General features: G+C 65.1%; 7 protein-coding genes (1 of these 7 running past the window's edge). 3 read left to right on the top strand and 4 right to left on the bottom strand.

Features of this window, described 5'->3' with window-relative positions; all coding sequences use genetic code 11:
- Positions 1-119: 119 nt before the first annotated feature.
- The 4 genes from BO996_RS20770 to BO996_RS20755 all read right to left on the bottom strand — a co-directional run bounded on the left by BO996_RS20770 (position 120) and on the right by BO996_RS20755 (position 4,210).
- Positions 120-1,205, bottom strand: coding sequence for a porin (locus BO996_RS20770; protein WP_071956301.1), 1,086 nt, complete (start codon positions 1,203-1,205; stop codon positions 120-122).
- A 113-nt stretch (positions 1,206-1,318) separates the two neighbouring features.
- Positions 1,319-2,335, bottom strand: a complete 1,017-nt coding sequence (locus tag BO996_RS20765; protein ID WP_071957181.1) for a Bug family tripartite tricarboxylate transporter substrate binding protein — start codon at positions 2,333-2,335, stop codon at positions 1,319-1,321.
- A 37-nt stretch (positions 2,336-2,372) separates the two neighbouring features.
- Positions 2,373-3,158 carry a hypothetical protein gene (locus BO996_RS20760; protein WP_071956300.1) on the bottom strand — a complete coding sequence of 262 codons (786 nt, stop codon included), beginning with the start codon at positions 3,156-3,158 and terminating at the stop codon, positions 2,373-2,375.
- On the bottom strand, positions 3,155-4,210 hold the full coding sequence (locus BO996_RS20755; RefSeq protein WP_156897996.1) for a zinc-dependent alcohol dehydrogenase: 1,056 nt from the start codon (positions 4,208-4,210) through the stop codon (positions 3,155-3,157). Before BO996_RS20755 ends, BO996_RS20760 begins: the two co-directional genes overlap by 4 nt.
- 129 nt (positions 4,211-4,339) lie before the next feature.
- Between BO996_RS20755 and BO996_RS20750 the strand changes: the two genes are divergently transcribed.
- The 3 genes from BO996_RS20750 to BO996_RS20740 all read left to right on the top strand — a co-directional run.
- Positions 4,340-5,266, top strand: coding sequence for a LysR substrate-binding domain-containing protein (locus BO996_RS20750; RefSeq protein ID WP_071956299.1), 927 nt, complete (start codon positions 4,340-4,342; stop codon positions 5,264-5,266).
- A 423-nt stretch (positions 5,267-5,689) separates the two neighbouring features.
- Positions 5,690-6,259: a hypothetical protein gene (locus tag BO996_RS28830; protein ID WP_156897995.1), complete on the top strand. Its 570-nt coding sequence runs from the start codon at positions 5,690-5,692 to the stop codon at positions 6,257-6,259.
- A protein-coding gene (locus BO996_RS20740; protein ID WP_083571178.1) for a CARDB domain-containing protein crosses the window boundary here: on the top strand, positions 6,238-13,336 show its beginning. 10,307 nt of this gene lie beyond the right edge of the window; 7,099 of the gene's 17,406 nt are visible here — the first part of the coding sequence; its start codon is at positions 6,238-6,240; the stop codon falls past the right edge of the window. Before BO996_RS28830 ends, BO996_RS20740 begins: the two co-directional genes overlap by 22 nt.

Raw genomic sequence — 13,336 nt, 5'->3', positions numbered from 1 at the left:
GGAAAAATCCATTCAAATAGGCGAATATTCCCTGGATTCCATGGGGTTGTTACAACGGCCCGACTCCAGCCGGGCCGTCCTGTCGGCATGGCAGGCGCTGGCCGCGCCTGCCCCGGCAATCAGAAGGCGTGCGATATGCCAAGCACCACCGAGCTGGGCCGGCTGCCTGCCTGGACCACCGGCCCCGCATTGCTGGCGGTGTTGATGGTGAAGGCGGCGCCCGCTTCGTTGTGGATGCGGCCCACGCCCGCATAGAGCTTGGTGCGCTTGGACAGCGAGTGGTCGTAGCGCACGCTCAGCGCACGTGCATCGCTCTGGGCGCGAGCCTGTCCGTGGTAGGCGCCATAGGACAGCAGCCACTGCCCCGCCATGCCCATGGGCACGGTCACGCTGGCCTCATAGAAACGGCCCTGGCCGCTGGTGGCGGCAGGCAGGTCGTCGCGCCGCGTGGACAGCAGCAGCGCGGCGCGAGCCACGCCGAAGTCATAGGCCGCGCCCAGAAGCGCATAGCGGTCGGTATTCACGGCCGTGGTGCGCCGCTGCATCCACGATGCACCCAGTGCCCAGGGCCCGGCCGCATAGTCCACGGAGCCTCCGTACAGGCTGGCCACGCTGGAGCCCGCCGCCTCGCCGAACGAATACATGCCGCGCACCGTGAAGCCGCCCATGTTCGGCGACTGGTAGCGCAGCGAATTGCTGGCGCGCAGCACCGTGCCGTCGCGGAAATAGTTGGCCGCGTTGCCCCAGATCAGGCCGGTGAGCGCATAGCTGGCCAGCGAAGTGTGCAGCGTGGTGTAGTGGCGCCCTGCCGTGAGCTGGCCCCAGCCGCCGCCCAGGCCCACGAAGACCTGGCGACCAAAGGCGAGGCCGCCCTGGCCGCTGGCACCCGTGTCGCCGTTGAAGCCTGCCTCCACCACGTAGAGCGCGCGCTGGCCGCCGCCCAGGTCCTCCGTGCCGCGCAGGCCCCAGCGCGACCCGGCGATCACGCCGCTTTCCAGCCGCTGCAGGCCGCCATTGCCCGTGCGCCCCGACTCCACCGCCATGTCCACCACGCCGTACAGCGTCACGCTGCTGCTGGGGATCGCGGGCGGGGCCGATGTTTGCGCTTGTGTCTGCGCCTGAGTCTGTGTCTGCGCATGCACCTGGCTTGCCAGGGCCAGGGCTGCGGCGCCCACGGCCCAGCCTCCTCGTTGCAAGGTATTCATGATGTCTCCTCTATGGGGTATGGAAAAAATGGGGCGCTGGCCGTTGCTTGCTGCCAGGTGCTGCCTGGTGCCGCCAGGTGCTGCCCCGTGCCGCCTCGGTTGGCGTTGTCCGCTCAGTCGAGCCGGATGTTCTTCTTGGCGATCAGCGCGCCGTAGGTGCGGTTGTCCTGCGCCATGCGTGCGGACAGGGCGGCGGGGCCGACATCGTCCACGCGCCAGCCCTGGGCGAGCAGCTTGTCGCGCACTTCGGGCGAATGCAGGATGCGCTCCAGCGCCTGTGACAGCCGGGCACGGTGGGCTGCGGGCATGGAGGCCGGCGCCATCACGGCATTCCACACCTCGATGTCCACCGCGCCCGCACCGATCTCGCGCATGGACGGCACGCCGGGCGCCAGCGGGCTGCGTTCGCTGGAGGTCACGGCCAGCGCCGCCAGCTTGCCCGACTGCACCAGCGGCATCACGGTGGAGGCCGGCAGCAGCGCCATCTGTACCTGGTCGCCCATCAGGGCGTTCACCACGGCCGGGCCGCCGTTGTAGGGCACATGGGCCAGGCGCAGGCCCATGGATTCCTTGATCAGCTCGGCCCCCAGGTGCGTGCCCGAGCCCTTGCCGACCGAGCCGAAATTGAACTGCCCGTTCTCGGAACGCAGGGACTGCAGGTAGGCCGCCGTATCGGTGGCGGCGGCGCGCGGCGCCACCCAGACCAGCGGCGCCGATCCGATCATGGCGATGGGCGCAAAATCCCGCCCCGGGTCGTAGGGCAGCCTGGCGTAGAGGTATTTGGAACTGGTCAGCGGGCCATTGCCGATCACGCCCAGCGTATGGCCGTCGCCGGCCTTGGCCACGGCATCGGCGCCGATGTTGCCGCTGGCGCCGCCCTTGTTCTCCACCACCACGGGCTGGCCCAGGGCGCGGCCCAGCGGCTCGGCCAGCAGGCGCGCCTGCACGTCGGGGGAGGAGCCGCTGGCATAGCCCACGATCAAGCGCAGCGGGCGCGTGGGCCACGCATCCTTGTCGCCTGCGGCATGGGCGGGGAAGACCGGCGAGAGCGCGGCAGCGCACCACCGCAGGGCTGCGCGGCGCGTTGACGACTGCAGCAGCGGCTGCCTGGCTGTCTGGGGCTTGTTCATGTTCTTGTCTCCTGGAATGTTCATCTGCAATCTGGCTTCAGCGCGAAAAATACCGGTTCATGGGCCCCAGGCGCGGCGGCAATCGGGAGTGCGGGTGCTGTGACACATCCGCAGGCAGGTCGCCGCGCACCACCTGGCTTTGCAGCACAAAGGATTCGGCCTGCGCGCCCGGCAGGCTCCAGGGCGCAAGCCGCTCCAGCAGCCACTGCGCACCCTGGCGCGCGCCCTCGGCCGTGCAATGCTCGGCCAGCAGCACCACCGTGGTCTGGCCGGCCACGGCCTGGGCAATGCGTTCGCCGCCCACGGGGTAGGCCAGGTCCAGCGCGGGCGGCACGGCGCCCGCGCTGGCGCGCACCAGCAGGGCGCTGTCCTCGGCCTCGGCCAGCGCCTGCATGGCTGCGGCGGACCAGCCGGGCAGGTCGGCGGTGGTGGCGCGCACTGCCACCAGGTGCGCGGCGGAGGAGGCGCCTGCCGTGGCCACCAGCGCGCAGGGCCGGCGCACAAAGGCGCTCAGCCGGGGCCGCATGCGGGCGGACCAGGGCGTGGGATGGGCGATCACATCGGCATACTGCGCCGTCTGCAGCGCATCCAGCCCCTGCAATCCATAGACCGTGAAGTAGCTGCTGCCTGCGGCAGATGGCGCACCGCCTGCATCCGAGCCGCCTGCATCCGAACCGCGTACATAGCGGCGCCCCCACAGAAATCCCGGCAGGCCCACGCGCTCGGGCACATGTTCCATGGCGTGCCAGGCCTCGTATTCCTCGCGCGCATCGCTGCGGTCAAGTCCGTTCCACAGCGCAAGAAAGGCGTTGCTGCCACTCATGCCTGGTGCTCCGGCTGCACCAGCACCTTGCTGGCATGGCGCGCGCGCGCCAGTGCAAAGCCTTCCTCGGCACGCGACAGCGGCACGCGGTGCGTGATCATCTGGCGCAGCAGGGGCTGGTGCTCCTGCATGAAGCGCACCACCTCGGGCCAGGCGCTTTCGGGCGCGCGGTAGGAGCCGCGCAGCTCCTGGTGATTGCGCACCAGCGCCGTCAGGTCGATGGGCACGGGCGCTGCATGGATGCCCGTGATCACCAGCACGCCATGCACCTTGAGCGCGCGCAGCGCCGGCGCAATCACGGCGGCCGCGCCCGTGGCCTCGATCACGGCATCGAACCGGCCCCGGGCCAGATAGGGGGCAAGGGCCGCATCCATATCGCTGCCCTCGAAGTCCAGCACATCGTCAAAGCCCATGGCGCGCAACACCGCCAGGCGCGGCGCATCGCCATGCCCGGCCACCACCACCTGGGCGGCGCCTGCGGCCCGCGCAAATAGCGCAATGCCCTGGCCGATGTTGCCCGGCCCCAGCACCAGCACGCGGTGGCCGGGGCGCACGCCGGCCGTGCGCACGGCCTCATGGCTCACGGTCAGCGGCTCGGCCAGCGCGGCCACATCGCCCTGCACACCGGCCGGGACCGGCACGCAGTTGCGCAGCGGCACGGCGGCCCAGGGTGCAAAGCCGCCATTGCGCAGCACGCCAATGCCGCGCCGCGTGGTACAGCCATCGAAGTTGCCGCTGGTGCAGGCCGCGCAGCGGCCGCAGGTGACCGAGGGCCGCACGGCCACCATCTGGCCCACGGTCAGGCCCGGGGCCAGGTTCCCGGCACCTTCGCCCAGCGCGGCAATCTCTCCGCTGAACTCGTGACCTATCGTCACGGGCAGGGCTGGGGTCAGGAAGTGGTAGCTGCGGGTCCATTCGGCAATGTGCAGATCGGTGCCGCACACACCGGCCGAATGCACGCGCAGCAGCACTTCGCCAGGGCCGGGCGCGGGCATGTCCGCTTGGGTCAGTGTCAGGCCGTGGCTCGGCTCGGTTTTGCGCAGTGCTTGCATGGCGTGGGGGCCGCTGGCCCGTTGGAAATTGGCGATGGCGGCAGTGTCTCCATACGCCAGAGGTATGTCCAAGACTGAATTAGTATCTGAAGCATACGAAGCAAGTATGTTTTCAAAGGGTGAACACCTATGGAATTGCGCCACCTGCGCTATTTCGTCGCCGTGGCCGAGCAGGGCAACGTCAGCCGCGCCGCTCGCAAGCTTTTCATTGCCCAGCCGCCGCTGTCGGCCCAGCTCAAGCAATTGGAGGAAGAGGTGGGCGCAGCCCTGTTCACACGGCTGCCGCGCGGCGTGCGGCTCACGCCTGCGGGCGAGTCCCTGCTGGAAGACGCGCGCGCCATTCTTGCGCGCGCCCAGCAGGCCCCGCTGCGCGCCCGCGAACGCCAGCAAAGCCGCCAGGGCGTGGTTCGCCTGGGCCTGGTTCCGTCGGCCATGCACTCGGTGCTGCCCGGCCTGCTGCGCCGCATTGCCGACGCAGGCTGGAACCTGCGCGTGGAAGCCCGCGAGATGATCACCTCGCAGCAACTGCGCGCCCTGCGCGCCGGAGAGCTGGACCTGGGCTTCGGGCGTCCCGGCAAGGGCGAGCCACTGGCCGAGGAAGTGGCCGGCATGGACGATCCCTACTGCCTGGCCATGGCGCCGTCCCATCCGCTGGCGGCTGGCGAAGGCGCGCTACCGCTGCAATCGGCTGCGCATGAGCCCTTCGTGGGCTTTGCGCGCTACGAGGACGCCGACTACTTCGACCGCACCGTGGCCCTGTGCCTGGACGCGGGCTTCACCCCCTCCATACGCCACGAGGCCGGCCAGTTCGTCAACGTGCTCGCCCTGGTGGCCTGCGGCCTGGGCGTGGCCATCGTCCCCTCGTCCTTTGCCTCGCTGTACCGGGGCAAGCTGGTGTTCAGGCCGCTGCAGGAATCGCGCTACCAGAGCCGGCTGGCGGTGCTGGCTGTGGCCGGGGCGGCTGAACAGGACAGTGAAAGCGATGCAGGGCACGTGGCGCAGGCTGCGGCGCTGGAGTTGAAGCATTTCGGGCGAAGGTTGGCGCGGTTGCGGTGAGCGCAACGGCAGGCTTGCGATCCAAACGCCGGCAATGCCTCCGTTTCCACATGCTCAAGTCGATTCTGTCAATCGCGGCGATGCAGTGAAATGAATAATATGGAGCGATGTATTGCGTTGATTGCCTTTTGACAGTCGGCGCTGCCTTGATCCATGGGCTGTTGCTGCATTGCTCAATTCAGTGATATGCTTCGCACAAAGCGTTACGTATAAAGCTTTTTGTTGTCACCATGACCGTATTTCGCAGTCCATGGCTCCATGCCATGGACTGCTTTCAGGCGTGCGGGTCATTTAAGTCGATAAGTCAAAAAAGGCATGTTGCCGGGCGAATCCTTCGATCGTGACCCTGAAAAAATAGTAGGCAGTTGCCAGCTTTTTGCTTAGGGAACAAGCAAAAAGGTGCATGGCATCGCGGAGGAGAAGATGGAAAGTATCGAGAGGGGCATTCCAGCCTTTGTGTCGCTGGCAATGCTTTGGAGAGGCGTTCTGAAAAAATTCAGGCGGGTTGCGATGTTTGCCACCAGGCGCTCGGTGGTGTTCGCTGTTTGGCCAGTCAACTTATCGGGCGCTTCAGCATCTGCTGCACTGACATTGTTGATGTTTGCGGCGTGTTTGCTACCGTCAATGGCATCGGCCCAGCTTGCACAGCCAGGCGAATCCGGGGTTGCAATCAATCGCTGGCACTGGGCAGTCGCAGATCAGACCGAATTGCGCGTGGTCGCCCTGGATGCGAGGCGTCAGCAGGTGGTGGTCAAGTGGGGCGCGAACGATCTGACCGTACTCCGAAGAGGAATGCAGGTCCCCGGGTTGGCTGTGGCTTTGGAAGAGGTTTCCGGCAATGTGGCAGTGTTCCTGCCTGTGAATCTGCCTGGGCAGGAGGCTGTCGAACGGATCGAGATCGCCTTGGTGGATGGCCTTCAGACGACACGGCTGATTCGGTTCCAAGCCCCCGCTCGTTCAATGAAGGACGGATGGATGGTCGTGTCGCCATGATGCGGGCGGCGGTGCGCGGTTTTCAGATTGCACTTTGCAAGACCGGGATTCACAGGGCAGGGATGGGTGTGGCCCGCACTTCGATGGCGCATGGCAGGCATTCGTTGACAGCGCTGAAAAGTGATTCTCCGTACTGGCCCGCTTGCGTGTGGCTGATGGGGTTGGTGTGCAATGTCGTTGCGCTCCTTGCTCTTATGTCGCTTCCGGATTTTTTGCAAAGCGCTGCCGCATCTTCGCAATTACATCCAGCATCGTCTGGCGTGCGAAGAGCGTCTGGCGATGCCCCCGGTCTGGCCCGCTTTATCCGCGACGAGAAAGGCGTCAGCATCATCGAGTTTTCCGGTGAATACGGCATCGATCTGGTGGCGCCCTCGGAAACGGTAGGCAAGGAGTTTTTTCGCACGCATGCCGATGTCTATGACTTCCTTGTGGTGTTTTCGAGCTTCGAATACCCCACTGCCTCAGCCGACGGAGAGAACGCGTTGGCTTTTCACCGGGGCGTGCGCAACGACACCGCTGGCATAGGCATCAAGCAATTTGACAACTCACAGGCGTATGGCAGCAAGGGCGTGTTGCAAAGCTATATCGACATGGCAGCGGCTTCCCGCTGGGCAAGCGCGACGTCCAGTGCCGACTATGAATCCATGCTGTCCACCTTTGCGCATGAGTTGCAGCATCGCTGGGGTAGCCACGTCAAATTCCGCGATTGGAATGGACAGATCAGCTCTGCCTTGGTAGGGAAGGATGGCTCCCACTGGAGCTATCTGCTGGACAGCCAGGGCTCGGTGCTTTATGGCGCGAGCTGGCGTGACAACGGCGAGGGCTCCTTCACAGCGATTGACACCCAGAGCAGGTACAGCCCGCTGGACTTGTACCTGGCTGGATTGATCGGCAAGGACAAGGTTCCTCCCTTCTTCCTCATCGAAGCGCCCGACGTCGATGGCAACGCCCTGCCTGCCCCGTTGGGAACCACCATTCGGGGCACCAAGCGAATCGTCACGATAGACGACGTCATTGCCGCTGAAGGCCCGCGCATCCCTTCTGTCGACGTATCTCAGAAGACGTTCCGATTCGGCTTCATCTATCTGGTACGGCCTGGGGAAACCATCGATCCCGCAGACCTGGATGTGGTGGCTCAGGCTCGCCGGCAGGTCGGCCTGCGTTACAACGCTCTGACCCATGGCCTGGGCGTGGCCAATGTCTTTGCCGAGCCGCCGCAGACCACCTCTCCGGGTGTCCCCGGCACCACCTTGCCTCCCGATGTGCCGGGCCCCGCCAACCCCGGCAACAATGCAGCCGGACTTTCCTGGCTGAAAGCGCAGCAACGGTCCGACGGCTCCTTCATGGATGCAGCCGGACTTGCGCCGCGTGACACGCTGCTGGCCCGTTCGTTTTTGCGTGCCTCAGACCCCGTCTACAGGGGGCTGGGGCCGGCCGGCGCCTGGATAGCGGCCCGGCCACCGGGCAACACCGATTTTCTGGCCCGCAGGCTGATCGAGAGCACGGCCGGCGAGCGCCGGGCCGAAGATATCTCGGCCCTGCTGGCCACCCGCAACCAAGACGGCGGGTGGGGCCTGGGCGAACGCCTGCGCAGCAATCCGCTGGACACCGCACTGGCGGTCCAGGCCCTGCGCTTGGTCAACGCCGATGAGAGCGTGCTCAGGCCTGCCGTGCAATTGCTGGTGTCTTGGCAGAACCCGGACGGCGGATGGGGCAACGCGGCCGCCAGTCCCAGCCGTGTCCATGTTTCGGCCCAGGTGCTCAAGGCCCTGGCGGGCTTGGCCAGTGCCCAGGCGCCGATCGCCAGCGTGCGGCCTTTTCTCAAGAGCCGGCAAAACACCGACGGCGGCTTTGGCGACGGTGCCAGCTCCATTCACGACACGGCCCATGCGTCCATGGCCATGGTCGCTGCAGGCTTCGGCTCCGAGATCAATCTGTCTGCAGCGCAGCGCTTCGTTGCCGAGAGCCAGCGGATGGACGGGAGCTGGCAGGGCAGCGTCTACAACACCGTGCTGGCGCTGCAAATGCTGCGCAGCGCCGCCAGTGCCAACCTCGCGATCGGCAATCTGCAGGCCTCTTCGCTCCCGATTTTCGATGGGCAGCGGGTGACCTTGTCTGCCAGGGTCGTCAACGCAGGTTCCCTCCAGTCAGAGGCCAGCACGGTCCGCTTCTTTGATGGGGACCCCGCCGCAGGAGGTATCGCCATCGGCGCTCCCATTCCCATCGCGGCCCTGGTAGGTGGAGACGGCACCACTGTTCAAGCCACTTGGAACACGACGTCGCGCGCCGGCCCGCGCACGGTCTTCGCAGTCGTGGATTTCGAACAGGCGACCGCCGACTTGAGCCGGCAGGACAACGTCACCTCGCTGTCGCTGGTGGTGGAGAGTGCCAATCCGCTGGCGGACCTGCTGCTGGGCGATGGCGATGTGCTGGCAACGCCCTCGACGGTGAAGAACCTGCCGGCGACCCTCCAGATCGACGCACTCGTCAGCAATGCCGGCATGGCCGCCGTGAAACAGGCCAAGGCCGTGCTGTGGAGCGGCACCGGAGCCGACCGCGTGCGCCTTGCAGAGACCGCCTTCGACCTGGCCGCGCGCGCCACGACGGCGTTGCAGTTCAAACCCACGCTGTCCGAGCCGGGGGTAACGCTCTACACCGTGGAGCTGGACCCTGATGGCCTTGTCAAGGAAGCCACGCGCGCCAACAACAGCAGTTCCGTGACGGTAAGGACGGCCGGCGGAGTTTCCCTGGCGGTGAGCAAGGCCGATATCTCCTTGAACCCCAACGCGCCACGGCCCGGTGCGGACGTGGTGTTCACCGCGCGCCTGCGCAACTCCGGCACGCAGGACTCGTCGTCCTTCAATGTGCGCTACGGCATCCAATCGGGCGCGGGCACCACGGTGTTGCTGACCAATGTGGTGCAGATCGCAGCGGGCAGCACCGTGGAGCAGCAGATTCCCTGGCGCGCGGGACCGGGCGGCGACTACAGCTTCATCGTCGAGATGGATCCGGAGAAGGCGAGCGGTGACGGCGACACTTCGGACAACGCTGCGGCGCTGGCCTTCAAGGTGGCTGCGAAGGCAGGCCTGAACCTGGCGGTCAGCTACAGGGATCTGGCGTTCTCACCCAGCCCTGCGCTCGAAGGCTCGGTCATGACGCTGAGTGCGCTCGTGCGCAATGTGGGCGATGTGGACGCCACCGGCTTTGATGTGGAGTTCTTCGACGGCGACCCGGCTGCCGGAGGTATCTCCCTCGGCGCCACGCGCGTGGCTTCCCTGGTTGCAGGCTCCAGCACCACGGCGACCGTGAACTGGGAAGTTCCCAATGCCAGCGAACGCCTGATTTTTGCCGTGGTCGATCCGAAGCGCTCCCAGCCGGAGGAGATCACGCTCGACGACAACGTGGCCTTTGCGTCGCTGAGGGTGTTGACGCTGCCGGACTTTGCGGTTTCTCAGGGCGCATTGAGCCTGGCGCCGCCATTGCCCAAGCCGGGCGAGGCCGCCACCCTTGCCGTCACGGTTGCAAATCTGGGCGACCAGGGCGCCCGCAATCTGGTGGTGAGCGCCTTCAACGGAAGCCCGGCCGCAGGCATCCGGCTGGCGCCCGATGTGACGGTGCCCGTATTGGCCGGAAAGGCCGGCACGACGGTGCATTTCTCGTTCGATGCTCCGGCTGGTGCAGGCCTGTCCTCCATCACGGTGGTCGTGAACCCCGACGCTGCCATCAAGGAGCGTGTGAAGGACAACAATACGGCGACCATTTCTCTGGCCACCCAGGCTGGCGACTATGCGGTGTCGGAGGCATTCATCTCGCCCAATGGGGATGGCGTCAAGGACAGCACGGTGTTCAGCTACCGTCTGCCAGCGGCCATGGCCGTGACCATCCAGGTATCGGACGACCAGTTCCGGCTGGTGCGCACGGGCCGACCGGCCGGCTCCGGTGCCTCCGGCTCGTGGTCCTGGGATGGGCTCGATGATGAGGGCCGGCTGGTGCCGGATGGCCGGTACGAGCTGGCGGTGCGCAATGCGGACGGTCTGGTTCTGGGTGGCGCCACGGTCGAGATCGACACCAACCGCAGCTCTCTGCTGTCGGTCATGGGAACACCGCTGGGCATCAACGCCGGCCTGACCTGTTCCCTGCCCAGAAATGTTCCCGTGGAGTCGATACGCGAAGGCTCGGGTTTCTATCTGAATGTGCCCACCGCGCAGGATGTCGCCATCGACCTGCCCGCCGGCATCTACCGCCAGGACGACTGGGGTCGGGGAATGCATCTGGTGCTAGGTGGCCTGTCCCTGCCGAACGATGTTTCCGGCGTTCCCACCGGGTGGCACTCCTTTGTCGCCGACGAGCAGGGTACGCGCCTGGTGGCATACAACTCCGATCTGGGCCAATTGGTCGTGGCCGGCGGGGAGGGCGAGGGGCGCAAGCTCATTTCCACCCCGGCTCTGCGCTCCCTGATCGGTCTGTCCCATGACAACAGCGAGGTGTTCGTCCAGCGGGCCGACGACAGCCTGGGCGCAATTCACACCGGCACGGGCGCCGTGCGTGCACTGGGGGCGGAATCTGTCTACGACGTACGACTTTCACCCGACAGGACACGATTGCTTGCCGATGCCAGCGCTATCGGCACGCTGTTGGTCAACCTGGTGAACGGCCATGTGAGGGCATTGCCGAATGACCACCGATACTATTGGTCGCCCGATGGGCGCCTGGTAGTGGGCCAGACGCCGACCGAACTGCTGGTGCTGAATGCCGACGGCAACGAGTTGCGTCAGGTCAGCCTGGAGAACGTGGTCGGGCAGGAGGCCTGGTCCGAGGATTCTGCAGAGCTCTACCTTCCCGTTGCGCCGGACTGCGCCGTCTCGGAAGATGGCGCTTCCAGGCGCTGTGCCATCACGATCCGCCGCATTGAAATCGTGTCCGGCCGCGTGACCGATATCCCGCCGTTCGTCGAAACCTTTGACACGGCCAATGGCCGCAAGGGCCTGCTGATCGTGCATTTGGTGGCTGTACCGGGCCGCCATGAAGTGCTTGCCAGCGTGAGCATGGGGGGGGACATCGGCGTGTCTCGAAGTGCTGTACCAGTCACCGCCAGTGGAGCCGTCGTGCGTGCGCAAAGCGGCCAAGACGCTCCCCGTTACCGCCTGATCGATCTGCGAAGCCCCCATGCGGTTTCCTCCCTGGCTTTCGGCGAAGCGCCGCCCTTCGTCCAGCCGGGATATGAGGTACGCGACCGCAGTGGCGTGAGCCGATTCATCGAATATGGCCGAGGGATGCAGTACGAAGCCTGGGACAACCCGGGGCAATTGTCCTCATGTGTTCCCTTTGGTGATCGCCAGCCGCAGGACACCTACGTTTTCCGTACCCTTGCCAACCTGCAGACCGACCTCGTTTTGTCGCGGCGCGCCGATGGTGTGTCTGTCAAGGTGCACGGGGGCGTGGCGGACAGGAACTTCGCTCGCTATTGGCTTGACTATGCCAGCGATGATGCGCCTGAGACTTGGCATCCCATCGCCCCGCCCAGCTCCACGCCCCTGTGGGACAAGGATCTTGCCATGTGGGTTTCGCCGGGCGTGGGCCGCTATACCGTGCGGCTGATGGCGGAGGACCGTGCCGGCAACCGCCGGCAGAAGCTGCGCCGTGTTGCCATTGCCCAGGCAGGTCCGCCGATTACCAATGTGGTGCGCGAGCCGTCCCATTTCTCGCCCAATGGCGATGGCACCAAGGACGTGATGAGTCTCAGCTACCGGGTCCTGGAGCCCGTGAATCTGGAGTTCAGTGTCTTCAATCGCCAGGGTGGCCTGGTTCGGACCTTTTCACGCAACCATCCGGCCGGCAATGTGGATGGCTCCATTGTCTGGGATGGCAGGGACGACAACGGCCAGATCGTGGCGGATGGCGAATACAGAATCAACGTGGTGGGCTTTGATTTCTTTGTCCATCTGGACAACTCGGCACCTGTCATCCATGAGTTGAAGAACGAGGCACCGTTCTCCGACTGTGGAGTCATCCGCTGCCGGAGGACACAATTGAGCTGGGACGTATCGGACACCCATTTCGATTCAGTGCAGCTGGAGGTGAGTGACAGCACCATTCCGGGACGCTGGAGCCCCTATGGACTGGGCGGCGACAAGCACAAAAATCAACGCCATTTGCACCTTCTGTCCCTGGCGGAATATGTAGGAAAGCTCTACCGGCTGACTGTCGTCGATCTGGCCGGCAATCGCACGGTTGCGCAGTTCGCGCCTGCCCGGCAGGACCTCCGGCTGATTCTGGCCGGACAGATTCTTGCCAGGGATTTGCAGGAGGGGGAGGTGCCTGTGCCACCGAGCCTCCACGGACAAATGGATGACGAGCGGGATGTGGCGCTGCGTCCTGCTGCGGGCATCGCACTGATTTTTGCGGAAACGCTTGATGATCCGGTGGTGTCCGTGTCCTTGCAGTTCAATGAAGAACAGCTCGCGAAAAAGGGCGAGTGGCTTGAGCAGCCCCATCTGCAGGTGTATCCCATAAAGGATGGTCAGGGCGTGCCGGTGGAGACACGCAACGAAAAAAATCAGGTCAAGCCGGTATGGATGCCAGAGCGTTCGTTTCTCGAGGGTGACGGGCCCATTCCCCAGAACTATGGTCTGGTCGGGTTCTACAACTCCGGCATTGCCGTGGACAGGGGTGTGAGCATGCGTCTGAAGCTCACCGGAAAAAGCGGGACCCAGTACTTCACGAATGAGATCGTGACGAAATCCGACAACAAGCTGTCAATCAAGGCCACCGGTCTGGATGAGAACATGCTGGGCGGGATTGTCTATCTGACAACAGGCCGGGTGGCCAAAAAACTGGAGGTCTTTGTCTCCAGCCGGACCGATGCCTATCACGCCATCGAACGACGCATCCTGCTGCAGGAGCTCAACTCCCTTGTTCCGCCTGGTACCAGCTTCGGATTCCAGCAAAGCGGCCGCTACGTGTCCTGTGCCGCGTATAGGGTGCGTGCGCTGGTCACATTCGACAATGGCAGCACGATGCAGGCGGAAGACAGCATCCAGGATTGTGGTGGTGTCGATTTCCAGATCAGACCGAATT

Source organism: Delftia sp. HK171 (genome assembly GCF_001886655.1).
Taxonomy (GTDB): domain Bacteria; phylum Pseudomonadota; class Gammaproteobacteria; order Burkholderiales; family Burkholderiaceae_C; genus Comamonas; species Comamonas acidovorans.
The sequence above is the reverse complement of the archived record's forward strand: the minus strand, read 5'-3'. Positions and strand labels throughout refer to the sequence as shown.